This is a genomic window from Psychromonas hadalis ATCC BAA-638 (genome assembly GCF_000420245.1).
GTDB lineage: Bacteria > Pseudomonadota > Gammaproteobacteria > Enterobacterales > Psychromonadaceae > Psychromonas > Psychromonas hadalis.
Window position 1 is genome coordinate 1 of the sequence record NZ_ATUO01000064.1, and the last position, 20,134, is coordinate 20,134.

Consider the following 20,134-nt stretch of genomic DNA (forward strand, 5'->3'; position numbering starts at 1 on the left):
AGCTAAATTTAAGGTGTAAGTTGACGTAAATGGTTGTTCCCTTTACAAAACTTACAACGCAGAAGTGAGTTATTTTAACCAGTAAAATAGATTAGCTATTTACTGTAATTAGTATTACTAAAGAGTAACAAAGGAAACAAAAAATCACAGTGAAAAATACAATCTGACCATCACGTAAAAAATGCACAGCGAACAACCCAATAAGCTAAAAACAATGTAATTACTCGCCAAACCATAAAACGCCCTCTCTTTTATTGTCTCTACCATGCCAATCAGCCTAAAAATTTGGTCATATCAATTATTAGGAGGTGCTACTTTAGCTACGCTAATAGTAAAGGTGAAACTAAAAAAAGGGTTCGCAGAGCTTAGCCTTTCATAAGACTGAACTAACGTTCAAAAGCGAACACATATTTATTGGGTTGGTATAACCGCCGAAGGTTAATTAGAGGTCGTTAATTAACCACAATGAAAGTTCAAAAGTTAGTACAAATAGTGAAACTAGTCTTCCATACTCAGTAGTGCCATTGCACAACTTGCACTTGTTGCTAATATATCAATGCTACCGGTGCGTAACGCACCTAATATCGCTAATACTTTTCTATCTTCTGTGGCAATAGCGATAACATTGGGGATACGTTTCAAATCATCAGTACCGAGACCGATAACGCGAGATCTTAAAACGGTATTCGCATTTTCACCATTAATTTTAAAGAAATCAAAACCACCAATATCACCGATAACGCCCTGTTCAAGACGTGCTTTGGTAAACTCTTGTGGTGTAAACCACCCAAGTTGCACCATATGACTATTTTCATTCATATCACCTATACCCACTAATGCAAACTCGGCAATTTTTGCTTGATTTAATGTTTCGCTAACAACCGGGTGTTCAAAGAACGTTTCTCTTATTTTCGGATTATCAACATATGCGGGTGCATATAATGTTTCACTGATGCCACCAAATTTTTTCGCTAAGCGTCTGCAGATATGATCAGCATTAGTACTATCTCCACTACGATGTGTGCCTCCAAGTGCACAAATAAAACGTGCGTTACGTTTTATCACAATACCAGCATGATCCGCCACAGCGGCGACATTTCTGCCTTTTCCTACTGCCACGGTACTATTTTCAGTCAAATTGTTAGCAAGAAAACCAGACACCAGTATGGCAACTTGTTTACGTTGTTCCACTTCATCAGTATGATCAAGCGCAATCAAAGCACGCTTTAATTTAAACTTATCCACTAAGCGGCGTTCCAGCTGCGCACTATATACGGGATGATATCTAACATTAATTTCAACAATCCCCTCTTCTCTTGCCTTGCGCAGAAGTCGACCTATTTTAACGCGAGAAAGAGAGAATATTTTGGAAATTTCATCTTGAGTTGCACCTTCCTGATAATATAACACTGCAATTTCAGTCAATAGATCCTGATCACTAGTGGTAAGTTCGTGAAAGCTAGTATTAATTTGAGGCATGTGATGTTACTCATTGGATAATTAAGGAAGATTAAGACAACTACTTTGGCTGATACTATTAAACAGTAATTAGTTAGAGTTTTCCATCATCTCATGTGCTTTTGTCGCGCTGACAGTAAAATGTGCTAGCTACAATGACAAATAGGAACCGTTTATTAAACAGTCCCCTACTATCACTCAGCTAATTACCTGAACATATTTGCATTACATTCAATCGCAATCGTCCGCTCTTACTTTGTTAACTATTGACAGTCTTTAGCAAATATCTCATCTGCCCAATCTGGGTTATCAACATAGGGATTTCTATTTCCCTGTATTTTTTGAATTTTATCATTACGTAATGATTCAAAATCATCAACAGGATCGAGTATATTCCAATTCAATAAAGTACAGATATTACCCATTGCAGTGCCATTATTAGTAACGCTAGTAACGAGTTCCAGATCAGGCGTACTAATATCATCTCCTTCGTAACGGGTTGCCATATAGAACATCATACGTGCGATATCGCCTTTTACAGCATCACGCGGTTCAAAGGTAGTGCTGGTTATTTTATTGCCGGCCTCAGGTGATTCACTGGTTGCAGAACCGCCGTTATCAAACTCCAGATTGCCACGCTCGCTGTTGATTGAAGCATCAGTTGGACGAAGGTGATGAATATCTGTGTAACCTGATGCGCTTCTATCATTAAAACCACCATTGGATTTTGGATATGAATGTTCACGATTCCATGCGTCTGGGTCGTTATTGCCGCTGGATGAGAATGTTATTAACTGCGATCGTCCAGTGTACATGAGAATAACATTATTGGAATTATCAGGGTCTTGATCCGTAATGGCCAAGGCATCCCATACATCAAACTCAGAAGATGTATAGGGTAATTTAGTCACATTTTTAGAAATAATTTTATTTAGTTTTGTTTTAAGTGCGTCCCCTTTCAAGCCTTCTGTTCCGGCATAATAATTACTTGGATTTTCCGGTTTAATGGTGACAGATTTTGAACATAACCCTGAAAAAGGGGCAACGATATGTGGATCGTGGGATGGTGTACTGGCTGCTAGCGCTTGTGTGCTAAAAGAGGCCACGGTGAATAAGGTGAATATTATTTTCTTCATTGTATTTTTCATTATGGTGTTTTCAACATCTGTCCCCTCTAATTTCAAAATAAAGCCCCCAGTAAGTGATTCAATAGGAATAGTGTACCACGGCTTTTTCAGGCTATTTTTTCGTTGTGTATTCGATTCTAAGGGACTTTAAAAAATGAAATTTGGGGAGAATAAACATGGCCAGACGATCAACGTGATCGCCTGAAGGTATTATTGAGGGGCTTTTGTAGATATTTTTTAAAAAAACGCAAAAACCATGTCAAGCGTTATTTTTGATAATTACGCTGAATGGTTACTATAAATGAAACTCATATTATTAAAAGTGGCCTATTTCACTCAGTGATAATACATTTTGTTAACCAATGTAAATTATTTGTTAATTAACATATCAACATCACTCAGTAACAACAGATTTTGTTAATCAATGTAAATTACTTGTTAATTAATACATTATCTCGTGTATAAGTCACGTTTTTGTTCTTGTTTAATAAATATACTATTTGTTAATTACATTAATTATGTAAATAAATTGTAAATTTATTTACTTAATTAACGAATCACTTACAGATGTATTTATAAATAACAAATCATAGATAGGGATACTCTAATGAAATTTAGGATGAATAAACTAGTACAAATTACAAGTCTGGCACTTACTGTCACGGTTGGGAGTTTAATTTCCATCACGGGTGAGGCGGCTCAGCAACAGTGGATTAAAGATAAGAGTTACAGTATCACTGTTCTTCATACAAATGATAATCACGGTCATTTCTGGGAAAATAAATATGGTGAGCTGGGTATGGCAGCCCGTGCCACTCTAATTAAAAAGATTCGTGCTGAAGTGCAAGCTGAAGGTGGATCTCTTCTCCTATTATCTGGTGGCGATATTAATACCGGTGTACCTGAATCTGATTTGCTAGATGCAGAGCCTGATTTCATTGGTATGAATATGATTGGCTATGATGCAATGGCAATCGGTAACCATGAGTTTGATAATTCACTTGATGTGCTCGCTAAACAAGCAGGTTGGGCAACATTCCCTTTTCTTGCTGCCAATATCTATAAAGATGGCAAGCGTATGTTTGATGCTTACAAAATCTTTAACAAAAATGGAATCAAGATAGCTGTACTTGGTTTAACCACTGAAGATACTGCCAATATTGGTAACCCAGAGTTTGTCAAACTAATTGAGTTTAGAGATCCAAAAATAGAAGCAAAACTTGTTATTGCCGAGCTAAAAGCGAAGCATAATCCAGATATTATTATTGCAGTCACTCATATGGGGCATTACCTCAATGGTAAAAATGGATCTAATGCACCGGGTGATGTGCTACTTGCACGTTACCTAAATGAAGGCGACCTAGACATGATCGTGGGTGGGCATTCACAAGAGCCAGTATGCATGGAAGGTATAAATCAATACGCCAATTTCAAAGCGGGTGATGATTGCCAGCCAGATAAACAAAATGGTACTTATATCGTACAGGCCCATGAATGGGGTAAATACGTAGGCCGAGCTGACTATATCTTTAAAAATGGTGAGCTCACCATGCGCTCTTATAACCTAATTCCCGTTAATCTTAAGAAAAAAGTTAAGAATGCTGAAGGTAAAAAGGTACGCGTGCTGATCCAAGACAATATTGAACAAGATCAAGCTGTATTTGATGCATTAAAACCATTCCAAGATAAAGGTCAAGTGGCACTGAGTGTCATCATTGGTACAACAAATGATTTATTACAAGGAGAACGTAAAATTGTTCGTAACAACCAAACTAATTTAGGTCGTTTAATTGCCACTGCTCATATGCAACGTGCTAAAGCTGATTTCGCCATTATGAATTCAGGCGGTATTCGTGCGTCAATTGAAGCTGGGGATATCTCTTATAAAGACATATTAACGGTACAGCCATTTGCCAACATGATTACTTATGTAGATTTTACTGGTGCAGAAATAATGGATTACCTGAATGTTGTTGGAACAAAAACCAAAGACTCCGGCGCTTATGCCCAGTTCGCAGGGATTTCAATGACAGTGGCCAATAACCAAGTTTCAAATGTAGTGATTGCTGGCAAAGCTCTGGAAGCAACGGCTACATATCGTTTCACTATTCCATCATTCAATGCGGCTGGCGGTGACGGATATCCGAACATCACTGAGCATCCTGCTTATGTCAACACGGGTTATGTTGATGCTGAAGTATTAAAAGAATATATCCAGGCAAACTCACCGATTAAAGTGGCTGATTTTGCACCAAAAAATGAAATGACTTACCAGTAACATATATTGAACAACTAAGAAATGACTCTTCGCTTTCGGGCTGAAGAGCTATTTTTAAAACAAAATATCGAAGTGAGTACTTACTTCGCATGAAAAAATCACGCAGTCGCGTACACGTAACATTCAATAAGGATTACAAAATGTTTAAAAAAACCGCTATTTGTATCGCGTTATCAGCTTTATTTGTAGGAGTAAATGCTCAGGCCGCCACTATCTATGAAAATGAAAATGGTGATAACGTCAAAGTTTATGGAGAAGTCGGGGTTGGTGGACACTTTAGCCCCAACTACGAATATGCTGAATATTTCGAAGACAAAAGCTACATCGATGACAGCTTTGCCACTATGGGCATCAAAGGTAACTACGACTCAGTTTATTACCGTCTTGAGTTAGATTATGAACGTGAAAACTGGAAATATGGCTCTGGCGAGATGGTACTCGCTATCGACAAGTTGTTTATCGGTTACCACATTACTGATAACCACGCGGTTGAATTTGGTTTAACGGATACCGCACTGGATGATTACGATAAATTTGGTGACTTTACCTTTGATACTACTGTTGAAACGGGAGAGGCCGGTGATCAAGCGAACACCATAAAATATGAAGGAAACCTATCTTTCTTCAAAGCGGGAGTCTCTTATTCTTATCAAGGTGAAAGCTCATCAGGTGCTGCTTTAGGTGATGTTGTAAATGGCTATTTCGGTTATTTTAGTGATTATGTCGATGTTGTAGCTGGCGCTGAAACTCGAACTGGATCTGAAGGCAAGTCTAAATATGGTGAGCAGGTACTGTATGCATTAGGTGCACGAATTTACATTACAGACAGTATTGCAATTGGTATTAATGCTTATATTGAAGATGAAGATATCGCACAAAGTTCAACAGTGATCGACAACACCGATCCGCTCAATACTACTTCTGTTTATAACGATTACCAAACAATGCGTAATAAAGGCGGATTAGTTTCTGCGCGTTATAAGCTAGACAAAAAATGGGAATTTACTGGTTCTTATAACTTCGAAGAATATGAAAAATGGGATGTTACAAGTCCTTATGGTGTTTCACCGGATCGAGAAGCTTCATGGGGAAAAGAAAGAGTATGGGGCACAGTAGGTGTTAATTTCAGACCATCTCGTTCAGTTATCTTTGCTGTAGAAGGTAGTGTTGGCGAAGCCGCACAAGATGCATACGCTTACGCTCGAGTGTACTTCTAATCATTAAAATTTAATTAATAAAATAGTTTAAGGAACAAATTATGAACAGAAACATGAGCAAGACCATTTTAGCACTTGCCATTGGTAGTGCACTTTCTCTCGGTGTACAAGCTGACATAAGCAACATTTTAATTACTGAATACGTTGAAGGCAGTGTTCAGAATAAAGCGATTGAGATCAGTAATACGGGCAGTGCTCCTTATACTTTTACGGGCAATATTGTTTTAAAGCAAAATATTACTGGTTACAATAACACGATGTACAATGCCAGTGGAGCAAGCCTATTAGAGGGCGTTACGCTTTCTGCCGGTCAAACTATTGTTATCGTTCACCCTGAAGCAAGTGATGCGTTAAAAGATGCTGTAACCTCGAGTGGCGCGACCATGCTAGTCGCCGGTTCATATGATGAAGTAAAATATAACTCATTAGGCTTTAACGGTGATGATTCAGTCGCTATTTATGATACTGATGCCGGCACTGTGGTTGACATGATCGGTGTTGATGGAGATAAATGGGGAGAAAATAAAACATTCCGCCGTCAGCTTGCAACTGGTGATGTTACTCCTGCACAAAATCTTACACATGATGAAAACGATTGGTTAGAAGAAGCGGAAGATACTTTTACGGGATTAGGCGATTCAACATTAGCGCCTTATGTCGAAACTGTTGTTGCGCCCCCTATATGTGATGATCAAACAATTACGCCTATTGTTGAAATACAAGGCGCAGCAGCAAGCTCTCCACTAGTTGGCGAGCAAGTGTTTGTTGAAGGTATCGTTACTGCCGTTGCAAAATACCCAGTAAAAGGTTTATACCTGCAAGATATTACATCTGATGGCAATATCATGACCTCCGATGGTATTTTTGTAAAAACCAGCAAGGCCAGCGATGACTTGATCGGTAAGACAATCTGTTTAGCCAGTACCGTTACCGAAGATTATGGCTTAACCCGACTGGAAGCTGATGATTGGGATATCACTGATGAATCTTCATCTGTTCCTGCAGCCACCGATATCGAGATGATTCCGGAAGATAATGGCTCATTTAAAGCAACACTTGAACGTTACGAAGGCATGCTAGTTAATCTGCCGACGGATATAGATTCGGCTGCAGATGGCGCGCAAGATATGCGCATCACAAAATCGTTTGGTTTTGATTATGGCTCTTACCGCAATAATATGATCCTCAGCTACAAACGCCCTAATATGGTGCCTACTCAAAATAATGTGGCCGGTAGTGAAAATGCAACCGCTGCCTCTGCACAAAACAATGATTATCGTTTAATCGTGGAAAGTAGTCAAAAAGCAAAAGATGGGGAAATTCCATACTATCCAGAATTTACGACTGATCCTGCAAATAACTATGTTCGTATCAATGATAGCGTAACAGGCATGGAAGGTGTAATTGCTTATAGCTATGGTAACTTTACTTTGGTTGTTACCAATGAACTTGATAAAAACAACTTCACACATAATACCGACAGAACTAACTCACCAGATCTGGATACAACAACTGAAGAGGGTCACTTTGCCATTAAAATAGGCACACAAAACCTGTTAAACCTATTTAACTCTCCATTTGGTGGTGATGTTAATACCCACGGCGAAAACCGTGGTGCAGATAGTGATGAAGAGTACCAAAAGCAACAAGATAAACTGGTTGCAGCTATTACAGGGCTTGATGCAGATATTCTTGGTTTAATGGAAATTGAAAATAACGGTTTTGGCTCTGGTAGTGCACTTAAAGCACTCGTGAATGCTGTTAATGAAAATTATTATGATGAAGATCCTAAAGATGTAGCTAAATCTAACTCTACTAGCAACCGTTATGTATTTGTTGGTTTTGATTCAAATGGTGATTTAGTACTTGATGAATTAGATTCGGTAGGTGGTGATGCAATCAGCACCGGACTACTATACCGTCCTTCTAAAGTTAGTATCGAAAGCATGAAAGTGATCCCTATGCCGGAGCAACACGCGCCAGCTATCGTCAATGACAGCAGTATAGTTGTTAAAGATAAAAATGGTGCCGTGCTTGAAAGTGGTGATAATTACCAACGTAATACAATGACAGCGACGTTTATTGTTAACAATACAGGCAAAAGATTAACTGTTGCGGTTAACCACCTTAAATCAAAAGGCTCCACTTGTTGGGAAGATTGGCAAGGGGTTGAATTTGGTGACACAGAAATATGGAAAGCAAAGGCACCAGATCTTGATTTTCAAGGTCAATGTGAAGCTTTCCGTGTAGCGGCTGCTGTACAACTAGGTGAAGAGCTGGCTAAAATGGGTGGTGATAACATTATTGTTGGTGATTTGAACGCTTATGGCCTAGAAGATCCACTATTGGTGTTAACTGAAAATACAACCGGTAAAGTACTGCACACTGCGCGTGATACCTTTATTGGTAAAAAACCACAGTTTAATATCAACGGCACCCCCGTTGCTATCACTAAAAGCTATGGTTATATCAACACTGTTAGCGTAAAAGATGCAGAAAAAGGGCAGTTAAGCTGGAGTTACTCTTACAACGATGAGATTGGGTCTCTTGATCATATCCTAATTACACCATCATTAGAGTCTCGCTTAATTGATGCGGTTGATTGGCATATCAATGCAGCTGAATCAGGTTTATATGATTACAATATCAACTATAAAGGCGAACATGCTGATGCGTTCTACGCAGACGATGCTTACCGCTCATCAGATCATGATTCAGCAATCATCTCTCTAAGCTATGAATATGGTGAAGTCAGTAATGATCAACCTGTTCATCTAGTGATTAGTAGTGGTTTAATCAAAGTGCCTTACAGTATCCCTGGAGCTACACCTACAGTCGCATCGGTAAAAACCAGCAAAGTTGAAACAACTACTGGTACAAAAGCGGGTGATATTGCAATGATCTCATTATCCTCTGAGATTGATATGAGTGACATTATACTTCCTGTTGTAACACTAACTGCAGATGGACAATCATTAGTAAATATTGAAGTCTTTGGTATTAAAGCAGGGACTTACAAGGCAACAATGACACTAGTACGTGATGGTGTAGTAATGCCTGAGTTTACTCAAACAATGAAATTTGAAGCTGCAAAACAAGACTCCACAACACCTAAAATCGTACCACCAGCACCTTATGATGGTTCTGGAGGTGGTTCATTTGGTATTTGGGGTCTTATCTCATTGCTAGGTTTTGGTTTCTTACGTCGTCCTAAAGTAAAACAATAAGATCTCGTTTATATAAAAAAATAATATAAATTAAGGGTCTAATTTAAATGTAAAAATAGCAATAACATCAGTTATGAGGACAACCTCATTTCTACAGGTGTTATTGCTATGCTTCTTTTTTAGAAAGTAAACCTAATTATCTGTTTAACAATCAACAGATTAACTCATTAACAAATATTCATCTGATGATCCATCAGGTTTAATTAAAGGAATAAATGATTATGAATAAAACTAGTTTTCTAGCAGCATCCGTGGTGCTGGCGTTAACGGCTTGTGGTAACTCAAGTGATGAAAAAACAATCTCTTCCCCTCCTGCTAAGGTAGTGATCTCTGCGATAGATGGGTATTTATCGAATGCTGATATATGGGTTGATCTCAATGACAACCTAACACTTGATAGTTCAGATATTAAGTTAGCAACAAATACCGACACCTCTGGAAAATTTACTTTACTAGGTGATTACCGAAAACATGCAGTGTTTATAAAAGCCATTTCAGGTCAAACGGTAGATACCACGCGTGGCTTAGTACTAAACAACTTTGTTCTCGCGGCTCCAGCAGGCTATACAGTTGCTAATCCTCTGACCAACATGGTTGTTAAACAGTTGCTTGCAAACCCTGGTATGACACAGGCCGAAGCGGAAGATCAAGTAGTTCAATCTGTTACCGACTCTGGTTTAGATGTATCGAGTGAACTTATCTTTGGTGACTACTTAGCGGATGACTCACAACAAGCACAAGCACTTAATATTATTGGTGAAGCGTTAGTTGACCATGGGGAACTTGCTATTGAGCAACAACTGCAACTTGCTTCTGGCGTGTCTGATGCCGTTAAAAATGTTATTGATGACCAAGATGAAAATCTGGACGATTTTTCTCCAGCTATTGAAATCCCAGAGACAGGCGTTGTGACTGTTAGTCCAAACAATAGACCAGTACATAATGTTGATGGTAGCGCTTTAGAACCGATCACTCTAAATATTGGTGATATATGGGATGAATTAGATGCATCAGTGCATATCTCTGATGTTGAAGGTGATACGCTAACTTATAAGTTAACAGAACTCAGTGACACACCAAACGGGCTAAGCATTAATCCTGACACAGGCGTTATTTCTGGTGACTTAACGTCAGCAGTAGCAGGTACTTTCAATTACCAGATTGTTGCGACAGATAGCAAGAATGCCACTTCTTACCCACTTAATTTTAAAGTAACCATTGAGGCGTTAAATAACTCAACACCAGAAACACCAACTACGCCGGAGACACCAACTACACCAGAAACACCAACTACACCAGAAACACCAACTACACCAGAAACACCAACTACGCCTGTAGCAACAAATTTAGCGGTTAATGGTGATTTTGAAAACTGGACTGATGCAACTCCAATAGGTTGGACAACCATTGACAGTGGAATAGACGTCGTACAAAATACGACCATTTTTGAAACTGGTTCAAGTTCTGCAGCTATTTCAGTGAATACGGGCTCACAAGGCTCAACCGATTTCCGTCAAAGCGTAAATGTGCTAACAGGTACAACTTATACGCTCTCTATGTCTATTTATCATACCGAAGGCAATGTAAAAGCAAGGGTCTACCTAGCTGATTATATGGATTATTCAGATAATACCTTAGTCAATCAATGGCAAGAACTCAGCTTTAAATATACCGCTACTGAAGATAAGAGTATTGAAATTGGTATGCGTTTTTACGATCAAACTGGATTTGTTGATTCAGAAATCGTTTATGTCGATAATGTAACATTTATAGCGTCAGCAACGACGCCTGAGCCTATTACAGATCTTGCTGAAAATGGCAGTTTTGAAGACGAATGGACTGAAGGCAAACCCACTGGTTGGACTACTATGGGCAGTGGAATCGTCTTCGCACCAGAGAGCTCAACGGTTAAACCTGGTTCAACAAAGTCTGGCGCTTTTACTCTTACGAGTACTAGTAACCAAGATTTACGTCAAAGCGTTGATGTGGTAAATGGTAAAACGTACACCCTCACTATGTCGATTTATCATACAGATGGTGGAGCAAAAGTACGCGCTTATATAGGAGGTAATTATAATGATGTTTATTCCGATTTTGACTTAGTTAATCAATGGCAAGATTATAGCTTTGCATATACAGCTACTGAAAATAAGTCTATCGACTTTGGTATGCGTTTTTACGATGTAAGTGGCGTCTTTGATGGCGAAGAAATAATTTATATTGATAATGTGACTTTCATTGCGAGTGGCACAGCGGTAACAGAGCCGGTTCCTCTACCAGCACCCGATCCTATTGTGCCGACAGATGCAGCTACTCTGGCAATTTATTATTCAGGTGCTAAAGATAAAAGCGGTTTTGCATTAAAAACAGCCCTTTATAATATTATTAAAGACCATAATACGAAAACTTATACCGACTTATGGACTTTCATCTCTACTTACACATTAGATATCTATTTTGAAAAAGATAATACCATCTTAGATATTTACTCAGAAAATGCATCAGCATCAGACAGTTACAATTTCACGCCGATAGTTGACCAATGTGGTAATTACTCGGGTGAAAGTAGCTGTTATAACCGTGAACACTCACTGCCACAAAGCTGGTTTAATAAAGCCTCACCTATGGTTTCAGATGTTCATCATATTTTTGCAACCGATGGTTATGTAAACGGTAAGCGCAGCAACTACCCTTATGGAGAGGTTGCTACAGCCGACTGGACATCAATCAATGGCAGTAAATTAGGCGCGCCAACAGCAGCACTTGGGTATACGGGAACAACCGTATTTGAACCGACCGATGAATTTAAAGGTGATTTAGCAAGAGCCTATTTTTACATGGCGACGCGTTATGAAGATATTATTGGTTCATGGGAGGAAAACTCAGACAACGCTAACGCAGTGTTAGATGGCACTGACTCTACCGTATTTGAACCTTGGGTGATCGCGATGCTGAAAACATGGAGTGAAAACGATCCTGTTAGCCAGAAAGAGCGCGATCGTAATGAAGCAGCCCATAAATATCAAGGCAATCGTAATCCTTTTGTTGATCACCCTGAATATGTAAATTTAATTTGGGTTGATTAATATAATAGGGAATATTTAGCTGTAAATAAAATAGTTTGCTACGAAAATAAATTTTGAGATAGTAGTGTTAATACCGAATTAACACTACTTTTCAAAGGGTAGGATCGTCTATTGGTCTTAAATCGTTTACTGATAAAATGAACGGTTTAAGATGTTTTTACCCCTTTCTTCGCTTCATTGCTTTGTTCAATCTTGATTGGTAACGGGTATAGAACCAAGCGTCATAATACTGTTACGAATCTATTTGTACAATTATTGTAGAATGTAATGATTTTCTGAACACGGAAAATCTAAAAAATAGAGTTCGAGCAACTTTTAAATTTAAAGCATGATATCCCCTTTGTTGGGTACGATAAGATTGAAACAGGTAAATATAATCATCGTGAAAAGCCCTTATTTATCAGTATATTAAGATCAATAAAACAGGCATCCGACACAGATCCGTACGTGCGCTGCTAACACATACGGCTCCTACATTGAGTAAACGTTGTGATGGGTAGGGATGCCGAATTCGTGTGTGCAGTATGAATATTCGGATCAGCTTTTGCATGTATTGCCAGTTGAAATTTTCTTCCTTCTGGCTTCGCCTTTTCAGTGCCCTTATCCACAATTTAGAAAAGATCGGGGATAGCCATATCTTTATCAGTACCCGTATTGGCAATTTCGATGGCTTTATTGTAACTACCACCTTCAACGTATTCAGGAATAATGCTCTCTGCTTGAGCGCCTAACGATAACGCTACGCCGATGGATAGAGCTAGAAAATTCTTTTTCATTTTATGTCCTTGTGTATAAAATCACCCATTAATAACAGGGTTTTATTGCGATTACTTATTCGTAATCGAGCATGATTAATAAAATTACTGGATGTTTGATGACTCGGTTTATATCTATTCAATACATATTTATTAACGCAGTTAGTTTTATCACACGTCTTACACAGGATCATATGATCACATTGTTACATATATACTTAAACATTTTCGAGAGTGCTTTTTGTAACGACCAAGCAGTCACTCTCAGCGAATATAATCATGATAAAGATAAGCATTAAAAGGCAACCATTTATCAAGATTTCATCGATATAACTTCAAAAATATTCATCTGAATTTTTGAAGAATGAAACGTTACAGGTTGTAAAAACAACTTTCCATGATCAGAGCCCACCTTTCAAAGTATCTTTTAACCATGTAAAGCGAACAACGGAATACAATTAAATCCAATATAGACCAACAGGTTGCGAAAATAATAATTTAAAAATATTATTATCAACATTTTCAGTGTCGTAGTTTATTTTTTAAAAAAATGATAATAACTACCATTACAAAATCTCAAAACCCAAAGAAACATAAAACATATGATTATTTTTAAGAAACTAAAAGCCAATTAAATATGTAGAAAAATGATTCGTTATATTTTTACAGTATCAACAAATAAACAGTTGTCAGCTCACGTTTATTCATAAAACCGACATGTACCAACGCTATTATTTGCTAGCATAACCTCGACCAGAAGAACAATACTCAGACAAGTGAACAACAAACAAAAATGAAAATAATTTAAGGATTGATTAAAATGAATAAAAAGTTAATTAAAGGTTTAGTCGCAAGCGCTGTTTTAGTTGCATTAGCGGGTTGTAATTCGACAACGACAACACCGCCAGTAGTTGAATTATTCAACTTAACAATTGCACATATGAATGATACGCATTCTAATTTTGACCCTGTGAAATCTAGCTTTACAACGGGCACTGATGGGCAGCGTGTTTATAACGAATTCGGCGGCTACCCTCGTTTACTGCAGGCATCAAATAGTATTGCAGCGGCTTCTGTTGCGGCTGATCAGTCTATGTTGCTACTGCACGGTGGTGACGCATGGCAAGGTACGGTTTATTTTAGTTTGAATAAAGGTGCCGCTAATGCAGATCTGCTTTCTCAAATGAATATTGATGCGATGGCGATGGGGAACCATGAGTTTGATTTAAGTACAACTGAACTTGCCGCTTTTGTTGATCAAGTGAATTTCCCTCTATTAGCCGCTAATATCGATGCGAGTGCCGATTCAGCTTTAAGCGGTTCAACTAATCTAAAAGCATATCAACTATTTGCATTCGATGGTGCTAAAAAACGTCCTATCGATGATGTTGCAAGTGCGGTAAAAGGTGAGATGATCGTAGCGGTTATCGGTATCGCACTAGAAGGTATGCCTACCATAGCTGAAGGTGTTGGAGACGTTACATTCGCGAATGAAATTGAATCAGCTCAAAAAATAGTTGATACATTAACCGCGGAAGGCGTTAATAAAATCGTGATGCTAACGCATATCGGAACAGAGCGTGACGTACTACTTGCAAAAGGCACGACTGGAATTGATGTTATTGTAGGTGGGCATTCACATACTTTATTAGGCGATTTCACTGACTTAGGCCAAGGAGATAATGGTACGTATGCTCAGTTAATCACTCAAAAAGATGGTAAAAGTAAAACTTGTATCGTTCAGGCGGGGCAATATGCACAAGCAATTGGTCAAGCTGAAGTTACATTTAATAAAGCAGGTGAATTAATTACTTGTAAAGGTAACAACACTTTATTGTCAAGTGATACCTTTTATAGTAAAGAACGACGTGATTTTGCAGATAAAGTCGAGAACCATGATGAAATTGTTTCCTTTATAGAAGGTAATAAACAGATTGAAATCGTTGAACAAGACGCGTCTTTACGTGCGCATATTGATGCAACGTACAAACCTGGTTATGACGCCGCGTTTGGTGAAGTGATTGGTAAAGTAAATGAAACAATTATTCACGAACGCCGCCCAGGTGATAAAGGTACAGATGAGCATGGTTCAGATGTAGCGCCTATCATTGGTCAGGCCTTTATTAACTGGGCTAACGACGCGGAAGTTACTGCGGTAACAGGTTTGACAGCTCAAGTTTCTTTTGTTCCGGCTGGTGGTGTTCGTACTAATATTACAGCCGGTAATATGAAAGAAGGCAACGTGGCGCTTGAAATGCTGCCGTTTAATACTTATATGTCAGTGCTGACCTTAACGGGGGCGCAGATTAAAGATGTTTTAGAAACGACTATTATCCCAACTCTTAAACGTGATGCGCACGCAGGAAAATTCCCGTATGTGGGTGGTATGCGTTATACCTTCACTGAAACTGAAAAAGAAGTCGAAGGTAGTATTACGAATCTTGAAGTTAATACCGGTACAGAAGACACTCCTGTATGGGTCACAATGGAAGATGCGACTAACTATGTTGTCGTGTTGGGTAACTATAACGCTAAAGGCCGTGACGGCTGGGAAGCAATTGCTAAAGCGCAGGAAGTATCAACCGACCGTGTTGATGTCGTTATTGAAGGTGGTGTTTATAAAGGTTACCCAGTAGATAAACTAACCTTTAACACTAGCAAGAAGAAATATACTCCTTTATATGAAAATGGAGACACTTTCATCGATTGTAAAGCTACAGGTGTTCGCTGTAATACCGATGCTCAAGCATTTATCGATTACACAAAAAGCAAAGGTACCATTGCACCAATCGCTTATGAAACTACTACGATGGAATACGCTGACTAATTAGTTATTCTTAGTGTAGTAAAGGCGTATCCATTTTGAGCCTGACACATTAAATGTAGCAACTAGCTTAAAAGGTAACCTTCGGGTTACCTTTTTTATTGCTCAAGAAAAATATATTCTTAGAATAAAAAAATGTAGAACATCCACTTTTTAATCCAAACAAAATCAATAAGTTAAATACTTCACCTCATTTTTATCCCGTTTTTCTGCGCGTTATAATACTCGCCAATCACCATGATAAACATTAAAACTGTCTGTTTTGATAAAACCGATTAAGGTGACATTGAATTTTTTAGCGGCGCTAATAGCCAGCGCGGAAGGAGCGCCAACGGCAGCTATTATATGGATATTAGCCATGATCGCTTTTTGCACTAATTCAAAACTAATACGCCCACTCAGCACCAATATTGTTTCTGCGTTGCAGGTTTTCGTTAAACAGTTCAAGCCAATCACTTTATCAACGGCATTATGCCGTCCGATATCTTCAGCGGTGGCAATAAACTGATCCACACAATATAAACCAGCAGCATGTGAACCACCCGTTTGCGAGAAAGTCGTTTGAAACGCTCGTAACTGCTCCGGTAGCGTGTAAATATGTTGGCTATTAATTGTTATTTTACTTTCTGTCGCCGTGGCGGGCACTTTGAGTTGCAGTGCGTTTAACGAGGTTTTACCACAAATACCACAACTTGAATGACTGGTAAATTGGCGTTCAATCGTTCGCCAATTGGGTTGCACATGCTTTGCTAACACCACACAGACCGCATTGCCTTTATGTTGTTGCCGATCAAATTCACACTCTTTAATATCCTCTTTTTTGTTTATAATACCTTCACACAATAAAAAACCATGTACTAATTCACAATCATGACCTGGGGTGCGCATGGTAATAGAAAGTATTTTTGTTTGGTATTGATCACTTGATAAGTCGTAATAAGACAAGCTAATTTGTAGTGGCTCTTCTACCGCAATAACATCCTCTTTAAGTTTCTTCTGCCATTGCTCTGTTTGTTGGAGTTCTGTTGACTTGCGTTGATAGTGCTGCTTAGCCATCACCTTTACTGCGAGGGGATTATCAATCTTTTTTCTGTAGTGCATTGATTACTCTTATTACTAAAATGTGATTGGAAGTGTTGCTTTAGCTGTGCCCGTTGTAAACTGACAAAACTAAAGTTTCACTTCCATCAAAGTACGAAATTACTCAGCTAATGATGCGACTGGCTCCTCAATAGAAGCGTTGAAAAAATCTTTCTGTTTTTCTATCTGCTCATTTCGAGAAATCTGCCAGTCAGACAAAGTATCAGTGGCTGCGATTTTAACCGCTGTCACCTTAAACTCAGGACATTTAGTTACTTTATCTTTGTCCCATCCCTGTATCGCATTGATAGCGGTAGCAGGATGATGGAAGGTCGTAAACAGCGTGCCTATTTTCACTTTCTTAGAAAGACGAACTTCAATTGAGATAGCATTGGTTCGACTTGTTAAGCTCACAAGATCACCCGTTTTCAAAGCCAGTGGCTGTGCATCACTCGGATGAATTAATAACTCATCTTTATCATGCCATTCACTATTTTTGGTTCTACGTGTTTGTGTACCTACATTGTAATGCACCAAAACACGACCGGTAATTAATGTGAAAGGGAAATCGATATCTGCCGCTGAACTTGTTTCCTGATAATCACATATTTGCAGCGCACCACCGCCCTCTCTGATAATTTTATCTTGATGTAAAATCGGAGAACCATTTGGATTGGCTTTATTACAAGGCCATTGTACGCCACCTAATTGATCTATTTTATCGTAGCTAACCTCACTAATATCACTCCATAGCCCTTTCATCTCATCCAAAATTTCTTCTGAATGGTTATAGTGCATGTCAAAACCCATCGCGTTTGCGACTTTAGAGATCGTTTCCCATTCTTGCAGTGCAACTTTAGGTTTTAAGACTTTTCTGACACGATTAAGTCTTCTTTCTGCATTAATAAATATTCCATCTTTCTCTAAGAAAGAACACCCCGGTAGAAATACATGCGCAAAAGCAGAAGTTTCATTTAAAAACAGATCCAGTTGCACAACAAAATCCATTTTAGATAACGCTTTGGCAATACGCGGTAAATCTGGCTCAGATTGCATGATCTCTTCACCTTGAATGAAGAAGCCTTTAAACTTATCTTGCAGTGCACTATCAATCATCTCAGGCATTTTTAGGCCCATTTTAGTGCTCTGCTTAACACCCCATGCTTTGCTATATTTATCTGCAACTTCTTGGCTTGTCACATCTTCATAACCCAGTGTGCTATGAGGGTAAGCACCTACATCACACGCCCCTTGTACGTTATTTTGACCACGTAGTGGATTTACACCAGCGCCATTTCGCCCTAAATTTCCCGTTAACATCGCAAGATTAGCCAGTGTCATGACACCATCAGAGCCTTGCGCATGCTCAGTAACACCTAAGCCGTAAAAGATGGAGCTTCTATCGCTTGAAGCATAAATATTGGCTGCTTTAACAATTTCGTAGCTTGTCACACCAGCAATTTTTGCAACGTATTCTGGGCTGTGTTGTTCCTGCTTAATAAAGTCCATATATTTTTGAACCAGAGTGTTGTCCAACTGTTCTTTAATATACTTCTTATTAAGCAGATTTTGAGTGACTAAAACATGTGCAATCGAGTTTAATACCGCCACGTTGGTCCCTGGGTTTATTTGCAGATGCACATCGGCTTTAATAAGTGGTGAGTTAACTAACTCTGTTTCCATTGGGTCAATGACAATTGTTTTTACGCTATTTACACGCATACGTTTTTTCAAACGCGCACCAACAACTGGGTGTGCATTGGTTGGATTCGCACCAACAATTAAAAATACATCAACATGTTCAATACTATCAAAGTCTTGCGTACCTGAACTGGTACCCAGTGTTTGCTCTAAGCCGTAACCCGTCGGTGAATGGCAACGTCTTGCACAGTTATCGATATTATTATTGCCAAATGCCGTTCTATTCAATTTTTGAAGTACATAGACCTCTTCAATGGTGCAACGAGAAGAAGCCAATGAACCCAATGCCTCATTGCCATATTGCTCTTTGATTTTATTAAAACCTTTGGCAATAAAATCAAATGCTTCATCAAAACTCACCTTTTTCCAAGGTGAGTTAATACTTTCACGTATTAATGGCTCGGTGATCCTCTCTTTATGGGAAACGTAATCGTAAGCAAAACGCCCTTTCACACAGAGATGATTTTTATTTGAAGGTGTATTGCCATTCGGCCTAATTCTAACCACCTCATCCATTTTAGTTTCAACAATTAACCCACAGCCAACACCACAATAAGCACAGGTCGTAGCAACCTGTTTTGTCGGTAGCCCCATCTTAACCATGCTTTTTTCATTTAATGAAGCAGTAGGACAAACTTCAACGCATTTACCACATGAAACACAGATAGAGTTTTTAAAGTCAAACAAGCCAGGACAAACTTCTGAATGAAGCCCCCTGCCTTTAACGGTTAATGCAAAGGTACCTTGTGTTTCGATACACACCCTGACACATTTATAACAGCTAATACATTTGCTGCTTTCATAGTCAAAATAGGGTGCTGATTTATCAATAACAGGTTTATGCGGCTTGCGTTTCTCCACTAAAAAGCGAGATCCTCTCACGCCATGTTCCGCACATAACGTCTGTAAGTCACAATCACCATTGGCAGAGCACACCAAACATTCCAGCGGATGCTCTGATATATACAGATCCAGTAAATTTTTTCTAAGCTTAAACAGCTCTTTACTCTCCGTTGTAATAACCTGTCCCTCTGCAACAATTGCAGTACAAGACGTCGTAATTCTTGCCCCTTCAATTTCAACAATACATAAACGACAGCCACCAATCGGTTTCAGGCTATCGGTTGCACAGAGTCTTGGGATATTAATACCCACCTTTAAAGCAGCGCGCATCACAGACTCACCTTCATAGGCGGTCACGGTTTGGTCATCAATGGTTAAGGTGATCTCTTTTCTAGACTCAACCGCTGGCGTGCCATAATCACATTTAACATTAATTGCATTGGTTAGCTGCATCATTATCTTCTCACATATTTGTTGTAACGATCTTCAAACTCATTGGCAAAGTTTTTAATAGACTCTACAGCGGGCGTGCCGTAAT

10 protein-coding genes and 1 pseudogene are annotated in these 20,134 nt (G+C 38.8%); 6 read left to right on the plus strand and 5 right to left on the minus strand.

Annotated features, from left to right (window positions below):
- Positions 1 to 498: 498 nt before the first annotated feature.
- Both G322_RS0109530 and G322_RS0109535 read right to left on the minus strand, forming a co-directional pair.
- Positions 499 to 1,479 (minus strand): sugar-binding transcriptional regulator, encoded by a 981-nt coding sequence (locus G322_RS0109530; RefSeq protein WP_022941570.1) that lies wholly within the window; start codon positions 1,477 to 1,479, stop codon positions 499 to 501.
- Positions 1,480 to 1,721: 242 nt separating this feature from the next.
- Complete coding sequence (locus tag G322_RS0109535; RefSeq protein WP_022941571.1) at positions 1,722 to 2,594, minus strand: endonuclease I family protein; 873 nt, start codon at positions 2,592 to 2,594, stop codon at positions 1,722 to 1,724.
- 598 nt (positions 2,595 to 3,192) lie between these two features.
- On the opposite strand from G322_RS0109535, the gene ushA reads away from it, so the two are divergent.
- The 5 genes and pseudogenes from ushA (at position 3,193) to G322_RS24805 (ending at position 12,393) form a co-directional block, all read left to right on the plus strand.
- Positions 3,193 to 4,863: a bifunctional UDP-sugar hydrolase/5'-nucleotidase UshA gene (gene ushA, locus G322_RS0109540; protein ID WP_281166518.1), complete on the plus strand. Its 1,671-nt coding sequence runs from the start codon at positions 3,193 to 3,195 to the stop codon at positions 4,861 to 4,863.
- A 140-nt stretch (positions 4,864 to 5,003) separates the two neighbouring features.
- Positions 5,004 to 6,080, plus strand: coding sequence for a porin (locus G322_RS0109545; protein ID WP_022941573.1), 1,077 nt, complete (start codon positions 5,004 to 5,006; stop codon positions 6,078 to 6,080).
- Between the two features lie 41 nt (positions 6,081 to 6,121).
- Positions 6,122 to 9,307, plus strand: coding sequence for an ExeM/NucH family extracellular endonuclease (locus tag G322_RS0109550; RefSeq protein ID WP_022941574.1), 3,186 nt, complete (start codon positions 6,122 to 6,124; stop codon positions 9,305 to 9,307).
- 623 nt (positions 9,308 to 9,930) lie between these two features.
- Positions 9,931 to 10,515: pseudogene (locus G322_RS24800) on the plus strand (Ig domain-containing protein); the annotation flags it as partial.
- Between the two features lie 495 nt (positions 10,516 to 11,010).
- Positions 11,011 to 12,393: an HNH endonuclease signature motif containing protein gene (locus G322_RS24805; protein WP_425413892.1), complete on the plus strand. Its 1,383-nt coding sequence runs from the start codon at positions 11,011 to 11,013 to the stop codon at positions 12,391 to 12,393.
- 611 nt (positions 12,394 to 13,004) lie between these two features.
- Here the strand turns inward: G322_RS24805 and G322_RS23345 are convergent.
- Entirely contained in the window at positions 13,005 to 13,169 is a 165-nt protein-coding gene (locus G322_RS23345) for a hypothetical protein (protein ID WP_022941576.1), read from the minus strand.
- A 799-nt stretch (positions 13,170 to 13,968) separates the two neighbouring features.
- Between G322_RS23345 and G322_RS0109565 the strand changes: the two genes are divergently transcribed.
- Positions 13,969 to 15,975: a bifunctional metallophosphatase/5'-nucleotidase gene (locus G322_RS0109565; RefSeq protein WP_022941577.1), complete on the plus strand. Its 2,007-nt coding sequence runs from the start codon at positions 13,969 to 13,971 to the stop codon at positions 15,973 to 15,975.
- Positions 15,976 to 16,188: 213 nt separating this feature from the next.
- Here the strand turns inward: G322_RS0109565 and fdhD are convergent, their stop codons facing one another.
- Both fdhD and fdhF read right to left on the minus strand, forming a co-directional pair.
- Positions 16,189 to 17,073, minus strand: a complete 885-nt coding sequence (gene fdhD / locus G322_RS0109570; protein WP_022941578.1) for a formate dehydrogenase accessory sulfurtransferase FdhD — start codon at positions 17,071 to 17,073, stop codon at positions 16,189 to 16,191.
- Between the two features lie 99 nt (positions 17,074 to 17,172).
- Positions 17,173 to 20,052, minus strand: coding sequence for a formate dehydrogenase subunit alpha (gene fdhF / locus G322_RS0109575; RefSeq protein WP_022941579.1), 2,880 nt, complete (start codon positions 20,050 to 20,052; stop codon positions 17,173 to 17,175).
- Positions 20,053 to 20,134: the final 82 nt, after the last annotated feature.